Here is a 21,389-nt window from a genome sequence, read left to right as displayed (position 1 = left end):
GCGTCGACGTGCACCGCCGACGCGTCTCGCGACGCCGCCCGGTTCAGCGCTTCGCCGAGGCGACCTGCACGTCGACGATCTGACCGGTGAGGTCGGAGTCGAGCAGCCGCAGCGACACCGCGGCGACGTGGTCGGGGTCGAGCAGGGTGTGGGTCGGCTCGTCGCCGAACGCCTTGGTGCGCATCGGGGTGCGGGTGCGCTGCGGGTTGAGGCAGTTGACGCGGACGCCTGATTCGGCCCATTCGTCGGCGAGTGCCTGCGTCAGGTTGACGACACCGGCCTTCGTCGCCGAGTACATGCTGTAGCCGGCACGGCCGCGCGTGTACGAGCTCGACGTGAACAGCAGCAGCTGGCCCTTCGACGACTCCAGGTACGGGTACGCCTCCTGTGCGATTTTGGCGGGCGCCATGAGGTTCGTCTCGAGCGTGTTGCGCAGGCGCTTCTTCGACGTGTCGGTGAGGTTCGCGATCGAGAGCACGCCCGCGGTGATGACGACGTAGTCGATCGGGCCGTCGGCGGCGGCCTTCTTGAGGGCGCGTCGCACCTGCTTGCGCGAGGTGACGTCGGTGCGCGTGGTCGAGCGGCTGAACGAGTACACGCGCGCACCGGCGGCGGTGGCCTGCTCGGCGATGCTCGCGCCGATGCCGTAGCTGCCGCCGAAGACGACGACCGCCTTGCCCGAGAGGTCGAGCGGGGCGACGCCGTCGGCGGTGTGGGCCGTGAGCGACGTGGTCTGCAGCTGGAAGATCTTGTCGGCGATGTGGATGTCGAGCGGCTCGGTGATCTTCATGTTCTCGGGCGTGCCCGCGACGACCTTGATCGGCACGTCGGGCAGGTACTTGAAGATGACGCCGCAGTCGTCGGTCGCGGCGAAGTCGGCGTCGCCGGCTGCGATCTCGTAGGCCTTGCGGATGACCGACAGCCGGAAGGCCTGCGGCGTCTGACCGCGTCGCAGGCGCGACCGCGCCGGGATCCCGGTGATGATCGACCGGTCGTCGACCTCGATGATCGTGTCGGCCGACGGGATCGCGGTGTCGACAGCGTCGTACTCGTCGAGCGCGGCGACGCAGTCCTCGATGATGCGGTCGTCGAGGAACGGCCGCACCGCGTCGTGGAAGAGCACCTTGGGGTCGGCGTCGGCGGGCAGGGCCGCCAGGGCGAGCTTCGTGGTGTCGTTGCGGGTCTCGCCGCCCGGCAGCACCGCGCTCAGCTTCGTGAACCGCGGGTCGGTCTTCAGGTGGTCGAGCTCGTGGATCGAACCCGCGTTCATCATCACGAGCACCTCGTCGATGAGCGGGCTCGCCTCGAGTGCCTCGAGCGTGTGCTCGACGATCGCCTTGCCCGCGATGCGGATGAGCTGCTTCGGCATGCCGAGCCCGACGCGGACGCCGATTCCGCCGGCGAGCACGACGGCATAGGTGCGGTTCTGGTCGGTCATCGGGTCATGCCTTTCAGGGTCGTGATGGCCTCGTCGATGGGGCCGTCGAACATCATCTCGCCGCGCCGGATGACGACCCCGCGCGAGCAGATGTCGGACACCATGCCGAGATCGTGGCTCACGATGAACAGCGTCTTGCCGGCCGCGACGAGTTCGCGGATCTTCGCCTTGCACTTCTCGCGGAACGGGGCGTCGCCGACCGCGAGCACCTCGTCGACGAGCAGGATGTCGAGCTCGGTGTGGATCGCGACCGAGAACGCGAGGCGTACGAACATGCCCGAGGAGTAGTGCTTGACCTCGGTGTCGATGAACTCGCCGATCTCGCTGAACTCGACGATGTCGTCGAATCGCGCCTCGATCTCCTCCTTCGACATGCCGAGGATGGCGGCGTTGAGGAAGACGTTCTCTCGGCCCGAGAGGTCGGGGTGGAACCCGGCGCCGACCTCGATCAGCCCGGCGACCCGTCCGCGCGTCAGGATGCGCCCCTTGTCGGGACGGAGCACCCCCGAGACGAGTTTCAGCAGGGTCGACTTGCCCGAGCCGTTGTAGCCGAGCAGGGCGACCGCCTCGGACTCGCCGACCGTGAAGTCGATGCCCTTGAGCGCCTCGAACGACGTCGAGGTCTTCTTGCGCTTGATCCACGCGATCAAGGTCTCTTTGAAGGAGTGGGTGTGGTGCAGCGTGTAGGTCTTCTGCACGCCCTCGATGATGATGCGGGGCGGCTCGAGCTCAGAGATCTTGGGCAAAACGACCCTCCAGGCGGCGGAAGACGAGCTGCCCGACGACGAGCATGACGATGGCGACGACGACCGAGATGCCGGCGAGCAGCCAGAGGTGCTCGGGGCGGGCGAGGGTCTCCGACGTCGTCGGGTACCAGAACGCCGAGTGGAACAGCTCGACCGCGGAAGTCAGCGGATTCAGCATGTAGAGGTCGTAGGCCCACGGCGGCAGCTTGTCCTGCACCATCGACGACGAGTAGAGCACGGGCGACGTGTAGGTCGCGAACATGAGGATGAGCTCGACGAAGTTCTGCGAGTCGCGGTACGACACGTTGATCGAGCCGAAGAAGAGGCCGAGGCCCGTCGCGATGAGCAACACGATGAACATCGCGAGCAGGGCACCTGCGAGCTGCACGACCGTGGGTATCCAGCCGGCGAAGAGGCAGACGACGACGAGGATCGTCAGCTGCGGCAGGAAGTGCACGAACGCGATGAACACGTCGGCGATCGGGAACAGCTCGCGCGGCAGGTAGATCTTCTTGACGAGCGCCTTGTTGTTCACGATCGACTTCGTCGCGTTGCCGAACGCCTCGTTGAAGAGGTTGACGACGACGATTCCCGAGAACAGGTAGATCGGGAATCCCTCGATGCCGCGGTTGAGGCCGAGGAACACGCCCATGACCATCCAGTAGATGAAGAACTGGGCGGTCGGCTTGACGTACGACCAGGCCCAGCCGAGCACCGAGCCGTGATAGCGGGTGAGGATTCCCTTGCGCACGAGCAGCCGCAGCAGATAGCGGTAGCCGAAGACGTCGAGGATGCCGCGGCTGGTGCCGGGTACGGAGAACGCCGAGAGGTCGACGGAATCGGTCTTGGACATCCCGATGATTCTATGCGGCCGAAGACTGTGAGAACGTCGTTCGCGTGAAGCAGACATTCAGCTTCGCTTGAGCGCGTCGCGCCAGCTCATGTCGCGTGCCGCCTTGACCGCGCAGATGACGACGAGCATCCAGCCGCCCTCGTAGAGGGCGAAGCTCTCGGCCGCACTCGTCACCGTGATCGCGACCAGCACGAGGGCGGGCCAGAGGTAGACGACGCTGCGGCGGTTCGAGGCGAGCAGCCACGAGCGCACGAGGGCGACGCCGATGAGCGCGGCGAACGCGAGCACGCCGATCACGCCGATCTGGAAGTACGCGTCGAGGTACGCGTTGAGCGCCGACTCGTGGGGCCGGCCGACGCCCGCCTCGAGCCACGTGTACGGCGGCGCGTCGGGCCACTTGCCGACCCAGCCCCAGCCCTGGAGAGGGTTGAGGCTGAGATACCGCGACAGCTCGCGCCAGAGGTCGAGGCGAACGTCGAACTCGGCGCGCGCGTCGAGCAGCTCGATGATGCGGATCCGCAGGATCCAGCCCGTGACGAGCGCCGCGGCGACGAGCACGAGCAGTCCGAGCTGCCACCGCCACCGGTTCTGCTCGGGCACGCGGCGGAGGCCGTACAGCGCGGCGAGGGCGACGAGCGCCGCACCGAGCGCGATCCAGGTCGTCGGCGAGCCGGCGAACACGATGCACAATGCCGCGAGCACGATCGAGAAGACCGTGCGGTTGCGCGACACGATGTGCGTGCGCCATTCGACGATGAAGGTGATGAGCGCGATGAGCGCCACGAACCCGAGCAGGTTGCGCGATCCGAAGATGCCCTGGATCGGTCCGAGCGCGGCGATGTTCCCGTCGATGCCGAGGAACGCGATGGGCTGGTCGACGAGGATGCCGGCGAACACCTCGAGCACGAGCGAAGCGCCGAGCAGCAGGCGGAAGGTGTCGCCGAACGCGCGCACGATCTGGATCGTGTCGCGCATGAGCGCGATGTAGATGCCGAGCACCGCATACGCGACGAGGTAGGCGACCCGCACGGCGGAGGCGAGCGGTGCGTTGCTCCAGAGAATCGACGCCGCACTCCAGCCGACGAACACGAGGATGGTGAGCGGAAGGATGCCGTACCACTCGATCGCCCGCCACCGCGTCACGAGCGACGCGGCGCACAGCACGAGCAGACCGCCGAGGGCGGCGAGCAGGCCCGGCCAGCCGATGAGCGATCGCACCGCGTGCGTCGAGAACGCGAGCCCGATCGCGATGAGTGCGAGCGCCTGGGCGAACCGCGCCGAGCCCGTGAACTCGCGCACCGCGGCCCAGTTCAAGCGTCGTCCTTCTCGTTCGAGCGGGTCGAGGAGGAGCGCAGCGAAATCTCGAAGCCCCGACCCCGCGGAAGCCGCCGCCGGTCGTACCCGGCCTCGAGCGGCTCGGGCTCCCACTGCCGGCGCTTCGTCGCCCAGGCGACCGCGACGAGCAGCGCCCAGCCGCTCTCGACGAGCAGCCGGCTCTCGGCCAGGCTCTGCCCGATGAGGGCGACCATGATGAGCACCGGAAGCAGGGCCGCGGCCGAATAGGGAAGTGCCCGGCCCGAGGCATCCATGGGCCGGTCGACGGCGAGGAACCACGATCGCCAGAGCGCGCCGATGACGATGGCGGCGAACGCCAGCAGCCCGACGATGCCGAGTTGCATCCAGACGTCGAGCCAGGCGTTGTGCGCCTGCAGGTAGGTGACTCCCTTGCGCACGGCGAGGTCGTCGAACGGCTCGACGAAGGGGTTCCAGTAGCCGACCCAGCCCCAGCCGAACCAGGGGCGCTCGCCGATCATGCCGATCACCGAGTTCCAGATGTCGATGCGACCGGTGAGGTCGTCGCCCTTGCCGAACAGCTCGAGCAGGCGCCCCCAGAACACGACGAGCACGGTGACGGATGCCACGAGCACGCCGCCGGCCGTCCAGTAGACGCCGCGCCGGCGATCGGGTCCGACGCGGCGCGCCCAGAGCGCGAACGCGAGGGCGACGGCGACGACGACCGCGACCAGGATCACCGTCGCCGAGCGCGTCAGCGCGAACGTCGCACCCGCGACGACGAGCCAGAAGACACCGCTCGCGCGGCGCATGGTGCCCGCCGCGAGCAGGGTGCCGAACACGATGAGCGCGAGGAGCGCCGCCATCGCGAGCAGGTTGCGGCTCGCGACGATGCCCTCGACCGGACCGCCGTGGAAGAGCAGTGCCCGCGACCAGTAGAAGGCCATGGGCAGCTTCTCGGCGCTCGCGTCGAAGTCGGGGAAGTTCGGCAGCAGCGGCTCGCGCACGAACACGGCCACCCAGAGCTCGAACAGCAGCGAGAGGGCGAGCACCCACTTGAGTGCCGCGCTCAGGGCGCGCACGAACTGCGGCCAGCTCAGGCAGAGCACGAGCGCGATCGCCACGAAGGTCGTGACGAGCGTGAGCACGACGCCGAGCGCGGAAGCACCCGGGTAGTACGACCATGCGATCGAGAGCGTCGCAATGACGACGAAGACGAGGGTCGACTTCGGCACCCGGCGCCAATTCCAGGCGGGCTTCGCCGCGGCGACGAGCCAGACCCCGCCGATGATCACGAGCGCGGCGACGATGCCGAAGCCCCACCAGCCGAGCAGGTTGCGCCAGAACTGGCCCGCGAGCAGTGTGAAGAGCGCGAACGTCGCATACGCGCCCGTGAGCGCGTCACGACGTAGGGGGGTCATGCCGACAAGGTTATCGCGCGCACCCGATGCTCAGACCGAAAGATCGGCCACGTCACCGCGCGGGACGAAGACCCGGTCGATCAGGCGATCGGTTGCAGCACCGTCGTCGAGGGGGGTGAACGACGCCCGGAACTCCGCTCGCGCCGCGGCCCAGTCGCTTCCGGTGCGATCGAGGTCGCGAAGCAGGTCGACGACCTCGCGAGTGGTCGTCGCCCGTGCCCCGGGGGCCGTCGGCTCGTAGTCGATGAAGCCCGGGCGCTCGGCGAAGTAGCGTTCGCGATCGGGGATGAAGAAGACGATCGGCTTGTCCGTCAATGCATAGTCGAACCGCAGCGAGGAGTAATCGAGGATCGCGGCGTCGGAGGCGAGGATCAGGTCGTTGATGTCGGGATGGTTGGTGACATCGATCGCGGAAGCGGCGGCCGCGGTGTTGCCTCGCGCGTTGAACGCGTGTCCGCGCATGAGCAGCCGATAGCCGGGCCCGAGCCTGCGCATGAGTTCTTCCGTGTCGAGGAACTCCGCGGCCGCGGCCGACATGTCGTCTGCCGACAGGTAATCGCGGAACGTGGGGGCGTACAGCACGACGCGCTCGTCGTCTGCGAGCCCGAGGGCGCTCCGCGCCAGACGCCGCCGTTCTGACGCATATTCGTCGAGCAGCGCATCGTTGCGGGGATATCCGAGCTCGAGGATCTCGGTCGAGCCGGGGTCACGGTCGCGGAAGAACTCGAGCAGGTGCGGAGTGGCGTACGGTGCGGGGGACACGAGGTAGTCCCAGTCGGCGGCACGACGATAGAACGATTCGATGCGTTCGGGCGGAAACCCGAGGCGGCGCCACCAGGACGTGCCGTTCGCCTTGAACGGATAGCCGTGGAAGGTCTCGATGACGACCTGCCCGTCGCGCTTCTCGAACCAGTCGGGCTGGTGCACGTTGACGACGACGTAGTCGGCATCGGCGAAGGCCTCGAAGTACTCGCGAGAGTTCTCGATCACGCGGCGACCGCCGTCGGGGATCGCCGTCGAGTAGTCGCGGGCCGCCCAGACGAGGTCGAGTGCTGCCCCTCGCTGCTGCAATCGACGGTGGAGGGCGAGGGCGGAGTCGTTCGCCGACTCGCTGTAGAGACAGCGGAACAGCACTGTGCGGCGGCGCGGCGTCCGGGTCGTGTTGCTCGCCTGCAGTCGCAGGCGTTCATGATTGCCACCGCCGCGCTCGGAGTCGGGGCGGGCGACATCGACATCGACGATGAGAGTGGCCCAGTCGTCAGCCCGGACGGTGATGCGCTGCGTGTCGGTGTGCAACTCGAAGGGCAGGCGGAGCGCGAGCTCTTCGTCGATCGAGAATCGACCCTGCGATGCGATGCGGTAGGCGCCGCGCGGAAGCGGAGCTTCGGGCCGCCCGAACTCCTGGATGGAGAGCGGCAGCGTCAGCTGCTCGGATTCCTGGCGGAGCGGGATGCGGCGGGATCCAGACGCCGCGTGCGCTTCGTGCGCAGGCGGGTGGTCGACCGACAGGATCAACCTGCCGTCACCGACGTGGACATCGGTGATCCGCGTCGAAACGCCCGTGCGGATGGTCGCCGTTCCTGCCGGAACGACGAGCTTCGCGGCGGTGGTCGCCTGCGTGAGCAGCGGCGAGAGCGACGAATGGATCGCCGTTCCGTCGACCGGGCACTCGACCCAGTGCCAGTCGCCGTGCTTGTCCTGCGCGGTGACGTACCAGTCGCCCGGCGCGACCGGCGACCCGTTGAGCGACGGTGAGATTCTCATGGTGGCCTGCTGGCGTCCATCGAGACGATGCACGCGGGCCTCATTGCGGCGACGGCCGAATCGGTCGGTCGCCCCCACGAGGGCCGCGCGCTTGAACTCGCCGCCCACGAGCACCACCGTGGCGAGGTCGCCCTCCACCGACCACGTCGCGGCGCGGGCGCCGGCACGGCGCGTGCGGAGGACCGCCGATCGGTCGCCGGCGGTGACGACGTCGAGGGTGAGGTGATCCGCAAGGCCCACCGCCGCACTACCGGGGTGCGATTGAGGTCGAGTGACGAACGAGGTTCGCTCGAGGGCTCCCTCGTTCAGCGTGAGGCGGATCCGATAGTCCTCGGGGTGTCCCGCAAACGCATCGAACGGAACTTCGATGCGAAGCATCGCGCCCGAGCGATCGATGTGCGGCGTCGAACGCGTCGCCAACGACGCCGGGTCCTCAATCCACTTGCTCGCCAGTGCCCGTGTGGTTTGGCCGCGCTTCGGCACGAGTTCCACGTGAACGCGGGGTTGGCTCCGATTGTCGAGTCCACCGATATAGGCGATCACCGACAGCACGAGCGCCTTGTCGATGCGTTCCGAGCGCGCGAGCTCTGCCACGAGCGGCGTCTCCCGAGGGGACAGTCTGAATGCATACTCAGGCAGTCCCGTGAGATCGGCAGTGACATCCTGACGAGCGTAGAGACCGTCGCCGACCAACTCGGCTTGGTAGAGCTCACGCTTCCAACCCCCCGACTCGAGGTATCGGAGCGCGTTCGCTCGATCGCCAGCCACGGTGAGATGGGTCAGTACCTTGCTGCGGGCGTCGATTTGATTCCAGACCGCGGCGCCCTCGATCTGGTCGGCGAGATAGCGAACCGACTCGATGAAGAGGGCCCAGGCCTCGTCGGACATGTCGCGGATCAGCATGAAGAACTCGGTCAGGTTGTTCGAGATGACCTGCGCGATCCTCGCCTGCCTGGACGCGACGTGGCCGTAGGCGGTCAGCACGTCGAGGGACTCGCGGACGGCACGCCAGTGGTCGGTGATGTTCCGCACGCTCGTGACCTGCTGCGAGATCGAGCTCTGATCATCGCGCATGCGCCAGTTGATCGAGACCGTCGACAGGACGTCGAAGGTTCGGGCCATGGCATATGCACGGGCGGAGACCGCCTGGTCTTCGTAGAGCACACCCACGGGAAACGAAAGTTCAGACTCGATCCAGAAGCTTCGCCGGTAGACCTTGCTCCAGGCGACGGCGTTCACCTGGATTTCGGGGAATTCCTCCAAGGTGCACGCGAACCGATCGACGGCATGGGCCACGTGGATCCAAGGAGCGGCAGGCGGAAAGCCGTTGCGATACTTGCGCCGATACGGTGAGACCGCGAAATCAGACCCCGTTGCGCGAAGCGACTCGATCGCCTGCGTGAAGACGTGGCGATCGACCACGTCGTCGCTGTCGATGAACGTGATGAACTCGCCCCTTGCGACCGAGGCGCCCGCGTTCCGGGCGGCGCTCAACCCACCGTTCTCCTGGCGGATTACTGAGATTCGCGGATCACGACGCGAGAGGCGGGTCGCGATCTCGCCACTGCGGTCCGGTGAACCGTCATCGATGACGATGATTTCGATGTTGCGATAGTTCTGCCGGCTGATCGAGGCGAGACACTCTCCGATGTACGACTCGACGCCGTAGGCGGGAACGACGACGCTGAGGAGACCGGCGGTCGCGGGGCTGACTCGTCCGACCACTCCACGCGCCCAGTTCGCGGTCGACCGTGCGCGTTCCCGGAGCGGAAGCAGTTCATCGTGTCCGAGGAGATCGATGAAGAAGTTACGCACCCTTGTCGTCCCCGATGTACCTAGCCTTGAACCACCACACTGGACCCATTCTCAAAGGTGCATACCGGGCGGGATGCCTGATCGACGGCATCGGCAGTCAAGTATACTTACTGGCTTGTGGTGCCCGATCGGCGGGTGGGGAAGGTCGGGAGTTCTCAATGCTTCGACGGGTGCGATCGGCTGCTTCGGAAATCCTGGAAACATCGCGAGCAATTCTCGCCTCGCAGCGCGAGCTGGTTGGGGCCCTGCAGGCGCAGAACGAGTTGCTCGCCGATGAACTGGATGTCCTGAAGAAGCAGCTCTGGGAAGCGCAGACTGCTCGGAAAACCCAATACCGCGACCTCGTGCATGCTGCGGCGGCACCGTTCATCGACGATGTTCGTCGCTTCACCGACGAGCGTCAGCTGGGTTTCGTCGAGACAGTTGAGACCCTCGCAGACGAACACCTCAGTTTCGTGCGGTTCGGAGATGGCGAGTTCCGCTTCATGTTGCGCCTCGAGCACAACCAAGGCTTTCAGCGTAACTCTGAGGAGCTTGCCGCCGCCCTGCGCCAGGTGTTCACCGACTACGACGCCCCGAACGTCTTGATGGGCTTTCCGTTCGTATTCCATGACATGCACTGGAGCGGCGTGTGGCCGGATATCTGGGGCGACCTTAAGCCGCTCGCAATGGGCTGGCAGCGTTGTGGGGTCGCGCACGTCACTCGCCCGATCTACTTCCAGGTCACTGGGCAGAAGGGTGTGGCAGCTTGGCGGCGAGTCTGGGAGGGGGCGCGTGTGACAGTGGTGACGGGGAAGGACTCGCGTTTCTCGCTGATTCCTGAATTGTTCGACAATCTGTCATCGGTGCGGTACGAGTATTCGACTCCGACCGAGGCATTCGACGACGTCGATCGCTTGGTTGACGTGCTGGCCGCGGATACCTCTGATCTCGTACTCGTCGCACTCGGGCCTGCGGGTACGGTGCTGACGTCCCGGTTGGCTGCAGTTGGCAAGCGTGTCGTAGACGTCGGCCATATCAGCGACAGCTACGAGAACATCTTCCTTGGAGGGATGTATCCCGAGTCGAAGAAGCTCACGAAGTAGTGGGTAATCGCTGGTACCCAGGCCATCAGGTCGATGGCAACGTTGGAGTGTGATCAAGGGATGAAGCGCCGACTTCGGGCGACATTGGGGCACGCAAAACGGGCAACTCTTCTCGAGGTACGACGCTGGCGTCGTAAGTTCCCAGGAGGGCGGGGGCCCGTGGAGCGCGGCCTGCTCAGTGTGGTCGTACCCGTCTTCAACGTTGAGCGCTATGTGGAGGCAGCCCTTGAGAGCGTCCTCTCGCAGACCTACAAGTACCTCGAGGTAATCGTCGTCGACGATGGATCTACGGATGGTTCGCCGGCAATCATCGAGCGGATTGCACGTTCCGATCGCCGGGTGCATGTTGTGCGACAAGAGAATGCCGGCCTTGCGGCGGCCCGGAACACCGGTCTTCGGTACTGCTCCGGCGAATTCCTCGCCTTCTTCGATTCGGACGATGTGCTCGAGCCCGACGGGTATGCATACGCAATCTCCTCCCTTCGATCGAGCGGATCAGACTTTGCCGTCTCGCCGTACCGGTTCTTGAAGAACGGCCACTTGCAGTCGCCGGGTCGGTGGATCCGGGCAGCACATGCGGTGGAAAGACGTGGCACGACGCTTGTCGCATTCCCGCAGATCCAAGCGAACGTCGTCGCCTGGTCGAAGGTCTATCGGCACGAATTCTTCGTGCGCGAGATCGGAACGTATCCGCTGGGTGTGGCCTATGAAGATCAAGAGCCGGCGAGTCGCGGCTACGTGCGTGCTCGCAGGTTCGATGTGCTCGCGCGGCCGCTGGTCCGATGGCGAACTCGCGACGAGCAGACGTCGATTACCCAGCAGGCGGGAAAAGTTCAGAACCTCCTTGACCGCGTCGAAGTGATCCGCCGTTCGCTCGAAATCCTGCACAGTGCGGGCCACGACGCAGCGCAGCTCGAGCGCGCAATTCAGGTGTTCGAGTCGGACGCATTCACGATCTCGAGGGTGTACGACGGAGACGATGAGTACTGGGCTTCCATCGTCGACGCCACCCGGGCACTGTGGCCGCTGATTCCGCGCGAGCAACTCGTCCGGCGGATCTCGGTCCAAGACCGGGTGCTCTACCACCTCGTCCTCGCCGGTCAGCGTGAATCTGCGATGGCGTTCTTGGGCCAGCGAGGTCGGAGTCCGCACGCGTGGGTGTTCTCCGAAGGCACGGACGGATTGATCCGAGGTCGAATGCCAAGTTGGGTCCCCCCGCGGGGGGTGATCCCAGATTGGGCATTCATCGCTGCGGAGTGGCAGTTCGACACGCAGGCCTGGCTCAACCGCTGGCAATGGGTCGAAGGTGGGCAGAAGCTTCTGATTCACGGACATGTCTACTTCCCGGGTCTCGACGCGCCGATCGAATCGATCGAGGGTGAACTTCGTGATGCGAGTGCAGGAGTGCAGATCCCGGTCGACGTCGAACGCGTGACTCGGACGTTGGCCGGCGAGCTCACGCAGCATCTCTATCTCACTTATGGCGATAGCGGGTTTGTGGCGCGAGTCGAGGCTGAAGCTCTCACCCGTCTCAGGTCGTCCGCCGATCGCGACCTCGACCTTCAATTCGTGCTGGTGGTTCGGTCTGCCGGAATGCGCGTCGTCGTTCCATTCAATTCGACCGGGTTCGCGCCGGATGATGGCATGCCCGTTGCGGTGCAGGCGGATCCCAGCCACGAAGTCATCGTCCGTTATCGCGGGGGCCTGGGCCTGACTGTCAAGGTTGCCTCCAAGGCACGCATCCTCGAGGTGCAGTCAATTGAGTACGCCGACGGCAACTTGGCGCTCACCGTGAGTTCGCCGGTCGGCGTCCATCCCAAGGGCGTGGTCTTCACCAAGCCCGAGCAACCCGCGCTTCAACTCCCGAGCAGAGTTGACGGAGACACCATCGTCGCAGCAGTTCCTTCGCTCCCACCGATGCTCAAGTCCAACGCGCGCGTGAAAGTGTCGACCACTGACGGTTTGTATTCGTTGCGCCTCTACAGCGGTGCTGCAGCGGTAAAGGGTCAGAGCGAGTTCATGGTCGGGGGGTACAGCCAGCCGTACTTCTTCGCTCCTGGGAGCGTCGCGATCATCGACGATCTCACCGTCGAAGGGCGGTGGATCATCGCCCGGGTCCGGGATCTTTCTCAACGTCTGACACTCCAACTCATCAGCCGTCGCGGTGTGATCGAGGGCGAGCACGATCGCGACCTGAACATCGTCCGGTTCCCGCTCGAGCAGAATCCGGTAGATGGATGGCATCTTCAGTCGGTACCCTCGGGGGCGTATACGCTTCGCGCAATTGCGAACGACCGCTCGAGCGAGCAGCCGATCGCTGTCCGTACCTCGATCGATCTGGATGCCCGGCTACCGTTGAGACGGCTGCGGGCTGAGCGGCAGACGGTGACGGTCACCCGCGCGAAGAACAGGCAGATCGGCATCAGTGTGGATGCGGCGCCTCTCGCGTTGCGGACGCCGCGTGAAATCCGCACGGCGATCAGCGAGTACGAATCTGCTTCGGGTCCACTGCAAGACATCGTCTACATGCAGTGTCTCCAAGGAGATCAGGTCAACGACTCGCAGCTCGCGATCGCCTCGGTCATTCGCCGAGACTTCCCGGGCATCCGAGTGATTTGGGGCATCAAGGATGCTTCTGTCCGAGTGCCGTTTGACGACTCATCGGTGATTATCGATTCCGCCGAGTACTTTTCGGTGCTGAACACGGCACGGGTTCTCTGCTACAACCATGAGGTCCCCGAGTTCCTGGCGCCTCGTGAAGGTCAACAGGTCGTCCAGACGTATCATGGGCATCCGTTCAAGATGATGGGCGTCGGCAGATGGGAAGCTCTCGGCTTCACGGATCGGCAGGTCCAGCGCAGCTTGGACTGGCGAGAGAAGTGGACGATGCTGCTTTCTCCGACCCCTCTTGCGACGCGCCTGTACCGGGAGAATTTCCCGGTGTCTGCGGAAATCGCAGAAGTCGGACATCCGCGGAATGACCGTCTCGTTGCGACGTCCGTGGGCGAACGGGCCGATGTTCGTCAGCGGCTCGGCATCCGCGACGGGAAGACGGCCATTCTCTACGCGCCTACATGGCGCGACTATCTCGCCACGTCACCGTGGGCGTCGAAGATGGTCACGTTCGTGGACCCCCGCGAACTCGCCGAGGAACTCGGCGACGAGTACGTCGTTCTGCTGCGAGGACACCCGGCGCACGGCCGAGACGCCAGCTATACGATGGCGGCTGATGATCGCGTCATCGACGTCACATATCACCCGGATGTCAACGACCTGATCATCGGCGCGGACATCGGGCTCTTCGATTACTCCTCCATTCGATTCGATTTCGGCGTGACCGGCAAGCCGATGGTCTTCTTCGTGCCGGATAAGGAGGAGTTCTTTGCTTCAGCTCCTTCGCTGATCCCGTTCGACGACACCGCACCAGGTCCGCAAGTCGGCTCAGTCGACGATCTTGCATCGACGATCAGATCCATTGACCGGTCGGTTCGGGATTTCGCCGATGACTATGCGCGGTTCAGGGAGCAATTCGCTGGGTTGGATGACGGTCACGCGTCGGAGCGCGCGGCATGGCTGATCATGGCGCGCGCCGGAGCGCGTGGGGTCGCGGTCGAATAGCGCGGAGGAAGGGGCGCAGGTGGTTCTCGAGGTCACGTTCTCAGATGATCGCAACAACCGTATCCTTGGTGCGCGCCCCGAAAGCCTTCGCGTCGAATTCTTGCCGACAGTCAGTGATTGCGTCTTGCAGATTGGGGCGGGCAGAGCGTGGGGGAGTGTCAGTTTCCGGGGCTCCGGATCCACAGTCACGATCGGCCCCGACAGTAACGTCAATGCTGCGATGTCGTTGGGCGAGGGGTGCCGAATCGATATCGGCCGTCATGTCTACATCGGGCCCGGCACTGAGCTCTCGACGGCCGAAGGAACCACCCTCCACATCGGCTCCGACTCGTTGATCGGCGCGATGAACAGTATTCGGACTGACGACTCGCATCCGTTCTACGATTCAATGACTGGTGCACGACTCAATCGCGCGCGCGACACAACGCTCGAGGCTCATGTGTGGACAGGACGCAATGTGATGGTGTTGCCCGGATCAAAGATCGGCTCGGGAACGATCCTCGGGGCGGCAGCGGTGGTCCCGGGCAAGACGGTTCCCGAGAACGTCGTCGCCGTCGGCAACCCCGTGCGGATTGTCAGGCGAAACATCCGATGGGAGAATCGACACCTGCAGACGGACCGGAACATCCCCGAATCAATCGACCCCACGGGCTCGGTGATCGTTGCGGCTCCTCGGGACCACCCGATTAGAGGCGTCATGAGGAGGGTCCTTCCGGCTGCTGTTCGTCAGAAACTGCGCTCGTTCATGAAGTGAGATCGAAGGCCTCAGTCGGGAAAGGCGTGAATCACAGCCTCACAGAACCTGGCTCGACAGAACAGAACGACGAACGCGTAGACTTTTGCAATCGCTCTCTGAGGATTCTGGAGACATATTTGCCTTCCCCCACCCCCGAACGAGACCGCCGCACCTGGCTCTTCAACGCGGCCGAGTTCAGCGGCAATCCGAAATGGCTGTTCCTCTACACGAGCCGAATGCGCCCCGACCTCGACAGCTGGTGGATCACCGACTCCGTCGAGACGGCGCGGCGCGTGCGCAAGCTCGGCTACAAGGCCGTCACGTTCCAGTCCCGTGCCGGGCGCAGCCTGCAGGAGCGGGCCGGTGTCTTCGTCGTCAACCAGGTGAAGGAGCAGATTCCTGACCTCATGGCGGGCATCGTGCTGCTCAACCTCTGGCACGGCGTCGGAGTCAAGCGAATCGAACGCGCGATGACCGACGGCTTTCTGCTGCCCCGCATCGCGGCGAAGTACATCCGCAACAACAAGACCTACCGTGACAGTCAGATGCTGCTCGTGACCTCGCCCACGATGGAGGAGCACTTCAAGACGCAGATCGACTTCACCGAGGCGCAGGTCATCCGTGCGGGGTACCCGCAGAACGAGTTCGTCCGTCGATTCGGCCGGGTGGAGACGTTCGACCACGACGTGCGTGCTCGGCAGGGCCTTCCGGCGTCGACCGAGGTCGTGATGTACGCACCGACCTACCGTCTCTCCGGAAACGACGACTTCGTGCATCGGGCCCTGCCCGACATCGACCGGCTGGTGTCGACGCTCGAGCGCAACGGCCAGTTGCTCATCCTCAAGATGCATCCGCAGCTCGAGGCCGACCGCACCTACCAGAGCCTGAAGGAGAAGTACGCCGACGAGCCGCGGCTGCTCTTCTGGGACAACGCCGACGACGTCTACGAGATCTTCGAGGACATCGACCTCTCGATCATCGACTACTCGTCGATCCATTACGACCTCATCGCGGCAGGCGCGAACCGATTCATCCGCTACGCGTTCGATCACGAAGACCCGGCCGCGCTCGAACCCGAGCTCGACTACTTCTCACTGTCCTGCGGGACGGTCGTGACCGACTTCGAGGGGCTGCTGGCCTCGCTCGGCGACGAGAACTCCGTCGAACCCGACGAGCTGCTCCGCCTCTCCGAGGTGTTCTGGGCGTACTCGACTCCCGAGACCTTCGAGACCCTCGTCGATCGGGCCCTGGCCTACGAACTGACCGACGTGTCACTGCCGACGCTCTACAGCTTCGACATCTTCGACACGGTGATCCACCGGACCTCGGTGCTGCCGATCTCGATCTTCTACCTCGTGCGCGAGCGCGCCGAGGCCTCGAACCTCGGCTTCCCCGAGCGACTCGTGCAGCGGTTCATCGAACTCCGGCAGCAGGCCGAAGCCGCCGTGCGCGAGGCGAAGCGGAAGGACCCGCGACGGGCGGTCGACCTGCACTTCGAGATCACCCTCGACGAGATCTACGAGCGCATCGCCGAGTTGTACTCGCTGACGGTCGAACAGGCCGAGCAGTTGAAGGCGTGGGAGATCGAGGCCGAGATCGCCGACACCTACGCCGACGCGGCGATGGTCGAACGTGTGCGCGAGCTTCGAGCCGCCGGCGAGACGGTCATCCTCATCAGCGACATGTACCTGCCGCGCACCGTCATCGATGCCATGCTCGCGAAGGCGTCACCCGACCTCGTCGGACTGCCGGTGTTCCTCTCCAACGAGCACGGCGTGCAGAAGTCGACTGGTCGGCTGTACGTCCGGGCGTACCTCGACCTCCAGTACGACTTCGGCGAGTGGGTCCACACGGGCGACAATCCGCACGCCGACGTGCGCATGGCCGAGCGGATGGGCATCACCCCGGTGCCGCTCGAGACACCCGTGTTCGACGAGTTCGAGACGGCGATGATCGAATCGGCCGACACCTACGACGCGTTCCTGCTCGCCGGCGTGCTGCGCGACGCCCGACTCGAGGAGCTCAGCGAGCCCGAGGAGTTCGTCTTCCGCAACGTGTCGCTGTTCCTCGTGCCCTACGTGAAGTGGGCGCTCGATGACGCGGTCGCCCGCGGGTACTCGAAGCTCTACTTCATCTCGCGCGACGGCCATCACATGAAGGCGATCGCCGACGCGATCATCGAGGCGCGAGGACTGCCGATCAGCACGGCCTACATCTACGGGTCTCGACGCGCCTGGCGATTGGCGTCGCAGATCGAAGGCATCGACGACGACACGTTCGCGGGCCACGGCAGCTTCGGAGGCATCCGATCGTTCTCGTCGCTCGTCGAAGCGAGCCGGCTCAGCCGAGACGAGCTGCTCGAGCTGTTCCCAGAGTTCGAGCAGTACGAGAAGGCGGGCACGTTCGACGGCTACACGGCGGGCAACATCGTCGCCGCGCTCAAGTCGTCGGCTGCCTATCGTCGGCGCCTCAGCGACATCGCCGAGGCCGATCGCGAGGTCGCGGTCGCCTACCTCCGCCAGGAGATCGATCTCGACGAGTCGTTCGCGTTCGTCGAGTATTGGGGGCGCGGATACACGCAGGACTGCCTCGCGCGACTGCTCGAGCACGCGGCCGGTCGGCCGGTCGACACGCCGTTCTACTACGCCCGGAGCATCTACCCGACCGAGGGCGTGAGCATCCGGCACAACTACACGGCCGCGTCCGAGTCGTTGCTGCTCATCGAGGCGATCTTCGCGAATCTGCCCTACGGCACCACCGAGGGGTATCGACGGAACGGCGACCGCGTCGTTCCCGTCTACCGTCGACGAGACTACGACGTCGATCTCTTCGAGGCCACGACGCCCAGGCTCGTCGAGTTCGTGAAGCGTTCGATGGCGCTGCCGTTCTTCGACGAGGACCGTCTCTGGAGGGACGCGTTCCGGTTCGGATTCGACCATTTCCGCGTCGACCCCACCGCCGACGTCTACCGCAAGAACCTCGCGACGCTGCGCGATGCCGTCGAGCTCGGTGGAGTCGAGCGGGAGTTCGCTCCGAAGTTCCAGGTCTCCGACTTCATCGCATACCTGCGCGGCAAGCCGATACCCGAGATCACGCGTTCGCTCCCGCTGTCGCTCGCGCGCACCCGGGGCCCGGGACCCGGTCTGCTCCGGCTCCAGCAGGACGTGGGATTCCGCCGCGTCTGGAAGCGGAACGTCGCTCGGCTCCAGGAGACCGCGGGTCGCGTGTTCGGCTCGGGCCCCGTCGACCTCGACGAGCCCGGCGCACGGCCGTCGAATCCACCCGTCATCGTTCCGCCGCCCGTCTCGCCTCGGCCGGAGATCGACCACGAGACGGCGGAGCACTGACATGGACGTTCGGCGAGCGGTCGCCCGGCGGGTTCGGCGCTACCTTCCGGCGGCGCCGCCCCCTCCGCGGGTCAACCTGATCACGAATCCCCGATTCACCGGGGCGAGCGGTGACGGTGCGTCGCCCGACGGCTTCTACGTGCACGTCAACAACACCGCCGTCGTCTCGACGGACTGGGCCGCGGAGCCCGGTGGACGCTCGCTGCGGGTCGAAGGAACCACCGGGAGCTTTGACACGCACTTCGCGCCGGAGGGGCGCGACGGCGCTTTCCGCATCGGGCTCGAGCCCGGAAAGACCTACCGCGCGAGCGCGGTCGTGTTCCTCCCGAAGCGGCTCACGGGACCGCTCGCCAAGACCCGCCTCTCGATCTCGCCGGGCTGGGAGATCGCCGGCGTCAAGCACTGGAACCCCGCACCCTCGGCTTCGGCCGACGACGCGCCGGGGGAGCACCTCATCACGCACGAGTTCACGATCCCGTCCACCGCGACGGGGGCCTGGATCCGGTACGTGTCGGGCATGGCCGAAGGCGGCGGCGTCGTCTACTGGGATCGGCTCTCGGTCGTCGAGGGCACGAGCACGTTCTCGTACTTCGACGGCGGGATGCCGCGGACCGACTTCCACGACTTCGCATGGTCGGGGGCGACGGATGCGTCGCGCTCGAGGAGGGCGCTCCGCCCGATCCAGCAGATCGTCGACGCGGCAGCCGATCTGCCGTCGCTCGCGCGAGCGATGTCGGCCGGTCTCGACGACGAAGCCGAACGGGCGGCGATCGAGGGGTGGGTCCGCGCCAATCGCAACGGCGACCGGGAGTCGGCCCACTTCCGCGGACTGCTCGCGGCGGCGCGCGGCGACGTCGAGCTCGCACGGCGCGAGCTCACCGCGGCGCTCGCGACCACGGCGCAGCCCGACGCCGTTCATCTCGAACTCGGACGACTCGCGGTCCGATCCGGCGACGCCGCTCGTGCGCTCGCCGAGTTCGAGGCGGTCGCCGATGGCGCGCAGCGCCCCGAGGCGCTGTACCGTCGCGCCGCCATCGCCGACAAGCGGGGCGACCTCGCCGCCTCGAAGCGCCTCTCGACCGAGGCGGCGGCCTCCGACGATGGGCTTCCGTTCGACCTCGAGCGGGCGCTCGCGGCCGACCCGAAGTCGATGTGGGCGCGACGCGAGCTCGGTGTCTTCGTCCGCGATCATCTCGATGAGATCCGCGCGCGAGCCGCCGACCCCGTCACGACCGAGTCGTCGCTCGCGACGGACGAGCATCCTCCGGTCTTCACGTACTGGCACCAGGGATTCACCGGTGCGCCTGCGATCGTGCGCCGCTGCCACGAATCGATGCAGCAGCACACGGCACCGGGGCGACTGCACGAGCTCGACGCCTCGAACCTCGGGTTCTACTCGGGGCTACCGTCGCAGGTGCTTCGCGACGTCGGCACGAACTACACGCACCTCTCCGACCTGGTCCGGCTCGACGTGCTGAGCCGGTTCGGCGGCGTCTGGCTCGACGCGACCTGTCTGCTCACGGGCGACCCCGTCGACGCCGAACCGTCGCTCACCCGCCAGGACTTCTTCGTCTTCAACTACTCGGGCCCGCGCGTCGGCACCTGGTTCATGGCGTCGCGACCGGGCGCGTACAGCACCGTGATGCTGCGCGAGGCGATGCTGCTCTGGTGGGAGCGCGAGCGTCGCCTGCTCGACTACTTCCAGCTGCACTACACCCTCGAGATGCTCTACTGGTTCGACGAGCGGTTCGCGGCCGAATGGGATGCCTCGGCGCACCGGCATCCCCGACAGGCGCTCGCCCTGCAAGCGGCGCTGCACCGGCCGGACCGGGACGGCCTGTTCGACCGGCTGCTGGCGGATTCGTGGGTGCACAAGCTCACCTACAAGAACGACGTCGCGCGGGCCGGGGTCGACAGCATCGCCGGCGCGATCGTGCGCGGCGAGGCGCGTGACGTGCCCTATCGCCCGCGGACTGACGCGAGCTAGTGCGACCGCCGCCTCGGCGGCGAACCCGCACCCGGTCCGGAGTGCTGCGAGTGGTCCGCGCCTGACACGTGTCGACGCACAGCGTCGGGGTGGTGCGGTTCCGCACCGGTGGCAGTGACCGTGGTGCGTTCGGGCTTCAGGCTGCGTGCGGCGTGCTCGACGGCCTTGGCCAGCTTCGGTCCGAACGGGCGCTCGATCCAGCGGTTGATCGCCCACGCCGCGGCCATCATGATGACGAACGTCGCGCCGAGCACGACCGGCGTCGGAGCCAGGTCGTGCAGTTCGGTGATGATCCACCAGCCCCAGTACTCGTGGATGAGGTACAGGGGATAGGTGAGGGCTCCGATCGGGACGAGCCAGGCGGCCGAGACGCGGCTGAGCGGCGTGAGCGCGATGAGCGCGACGACCGCGACGCAGACCGTGAGGATGACCGAGACCGTGAACGGCTGGAGCGCGACGCCGGTGGTGTCGAGCACCTGCCGCACGTCGTGCGGCCCGACCCAGGCCGCCGCGATCGCCGTGTTGCCGAGCAGCACGAGCCAGATGAGCGGATTGCGGCGATCCCGGGTGAGCATGAAGATCGCGATGCCGGCGGCGAACATGGGCGCGTAGTCGGAGATGAGCAGCGTTGCGACGAAGTCGGCGCCACTGCGGTCCGCGATCGCGGCGACCGCGGGCCAGACGGCCGCGAACGCGAGCAAGCGCTGTCGATTCATGCCGATGAGCACGAAGACACCGATCAGCAGGTAGAAGCGCAACTCGACCCAGAGCGTCCAGTAGACGCCGTCGATGTGCCCCACGCCGAGCGCGGACTGCAGCATCGTGAGGTTCGCGGCCGACTGCGTCACCGAGACGTCCTTGCCCTCGGGCCAGACGAACAGCAGCAGCACCGAGGTCAGGGCGACGCCGGCCCAGTACGCGGGCATGAGGCGGCCGAACCTGGAGCCGACGAACTTCGGGAGGTCGCGACCCCAGACCGACATCACGATGACGAACCCCGAGATCACGAAGAAGAGGTCGACGCCGAAGAAGCCGACCGCGGTGAACTCGTGAAGCGTCGGGAACGCCTCGGCGACCGGCATGCCCCAGGCGAGGTTCTCGCGGGCGGTGTAGTGGAACATCAGCACCGCGAAGGCGGCGAAGAATCGCAGCCCGTCCAGTAGCGCGAGTCGTGGCCGAGACGAGGCGACGAGCCCGTCGCGCGTCGAGACGCGGGGGGAGAGGGTCGCCGAAAGCACCTGACGATGGTAGTCGAGCGAACCTGTGTCTCGTCTCCGTGCCGTCGG

12 protein-coding genes are annotated in these 21,389 nt (G+C 66.0%); 5 read left to right on the top strand and 7 right to left on the bottom strand.

Annotated elements, in window-relative coordinates; translation table 11 throughout:
• Positions 1-43 precede the first annotated feature (43 nt).
• The 6 genes from AC3RJ6_RS16310 to AC3RJ6_RS16285 are packed head-to-tail and all read right to left on the bottom strand — an operon-like array spanning position 44 to position 9,330.
• Positions 44-1,438, bottom strand: a complete 1,395-nt coding sequence (locus AC3RJ6_RS16310; RefSeq protein WP_491428156.1) for an SDR family NAD(P)-dependent oxidoreductase — start codon at positions 1,436-1,438, stop codon at positions 44-46.
• Complete coding sequence (locus AC3RJ6_RS16305) at positions 1,435-2,184, bottom strand: ABC transporter ATP-binding protein (protein WP_491428155.1); 750 nt, start codon at positions 2,182-2,184, stop codon at positions 1,435-1,437. The genes AC3RJ6_RS16310 and AC3RJ6_RS16305 overlap by 4 nt, the downstream gene beginning before the upstream one ends.
• Positions 2,168-3,037: an ABC transporter permease gene (locus AC3RJ6_RS16300; RefSeq protein WP_491428154.1), complete on the bottom strand. Its 870-nt coding sequence runs from the start codon at positions 3,035-3,037 to the stop codon at positions 2,168-2,170. The genes AC3RJ6_RS16305 and AC3RJ6_RS16300 overlap by 17 nt, the downstream gene beginning before the upstream one ends.
• 57 nt (positions 3,038-3,094) lie before the next feature.
• A complete protein-coding gene (locus tag AC3RJ6_RS16295; protein WP_491428153.1) occupies positions 3,095-4,351 on the bottom strand; it encodes an O-antigen ligase family protein in 1,257 nt (418 codons plus the stop codon).
• Positions 4,348-5,751, bottom strand: coding sequence for an O-antigen ligase family protein (locus tag AC3RJ6_RS16290; protein ID WP_491428152.1), 1,404 nt, complete (start codon positions 5,749-5,751; stop codon positions 4,348-4,350). Before AC3RJ6_RS16290 ends, AC3RJ6_RS16295 begins: the two co-directional genes overlap by 4 nt.
• A 30-nt stretch (positions 5,752-5,781) precedes the next feature.
• Entirely contained in the window at positions 5,782-9,330 is a 3,549-nt protein-coding gene (locus AC3RJ6_RS16285; RefSeq protein ID WP_491428151.1) for a bifunctional glycosyltransferase/CDP-glycerol:glycerophosphate glycerophosphotransferase, read from the bottom strand.
• Positions 9,331-9,500: 170 nt separating this feature from the next.
• Here AC3RJ6_RS16285 and AC3RJ6_RS16280 point away from each other — a divergent pair, with 170 nt between their 5' ends.
• From AC3RJ6_RS16280 to AC3RJ6_RS16260, 5 genes are all read left to right on the top strand, one after another.
• Entirely contained in the window at positions 9,501-10,415 is a 915-nt protein-coding gene (locus tag AC3RJ6_RS16280) for a GT-D fold domain-containing glycosyltransferase (protein WP_491428150.1), read from the top strand.
• 159 nt (positions 10,416-10,574) lie between these two features.
• The gene (locus tag AC3RJ6_RS16275; RefSeq protein WP_491428149.1) at positions 10,575-14,033 is read left to right on the top strand and encodes a bifunctional glycosyltransferase/CDP-glycerol:glycerophosphate glycerophosphotransferase; all 3,459 of its coding nucleotides are present in this window, start codon (positions 10,575-10,577) and stop codon (positions 14,031-14,033) included.
• Positions 14,034-14,052: 19 nt separating this feature from the next.
• On the top strand, positions 14,053-14,787 hold the full coding sequence (locus tag AC3RJ6_RS16270; protein ID WP_491428148.1) for an acyltransferase: 735 nt from the start codon (positions 14,053-14,055) through the stop codon (positions 14,785-14,787).
• 119 nt (positions 14,788-14,906) lie between these two features.
• A complete protein-coding gene (locus tag AC3RJ6_RS16265) occupies positions 14,907-18,116 on the top strand; it encodes a CDP-glycerol glycerophosphotransferase family protein (protein ID WP_491428147.1) in 3,210 nt (1,069 codons plus the stop codon).
• 1 nt (position 18,117) lies between these two features.
• Positions 18,118-20,103, top strand: a complete 1,986-nt coding sequence (locus AC3RJ6_RS16260) for a capsular polysaccharide synthesis protein (RefSeq protein ID WP_491428146.1) — start codon at positions 18,118-18,120, stop codon at positions 20,101-20,103.
• Here the strand turns inward: AC3RJ6_RS16260 and AC3RJ6_RS16255 are convergent.
• A complete protein-coding gene (locus AC3RJ6_RS16255; RefSeq protein WP_491428145.1) occupies positions 20,100-21,341 on the bottom strand; it encodes an acyltransferase family protein in 1,242 nt (413 codons plus the stop codon). The two genes, AC3RJ6_RS16260 and AC3RJ6_RS16255, sit on opposite strands and share 4 nt — an antisense overlap.
• Between the last annotated feature and the right edge of the window lie 48 nt (positions 21,342-21,389).

It is taken from the genome of Agromyces cucurbitae, from assembly GCF_058349945.1.
The sequence above is the reverse complement of the archived record's forward strand: the minus strand, read 5'-3'. Positions and strand labels throughout refer to the sequence as shown.

Coding starts and splice junctions, on each gene's coding strand:
- AC3RJ6_RS16310 (WP_491428156.1), bottom strand. CDS start 1,438: ATGACCGACCAGAACCGCACCTATGCCGTCGTGCTCGCCGGCGGAATC.
- AC3RJ6_RS16300 (WP_491428154.1), bottom strand. CDS start 3,037: ATGTCCAAGACCGATTCCGTCGACCTCTCGGCGTTCTCCGTACCCGGC.
- AC3RJ6_RS16290 (WP_491428152.1), bottom strand. CDS start 5,751: ATGACCCCCCTACGTCGTGACGCGCTCACGGGCGCGTATGCGACGTTC.
- AC3RJ6_RS16260 (WP_491428146.1), top strand. CDS start 18,118: ATGGACGTTCGGCGAGCGGTCGCCCGGCGGGTTCGGCGCTACCTTCCG.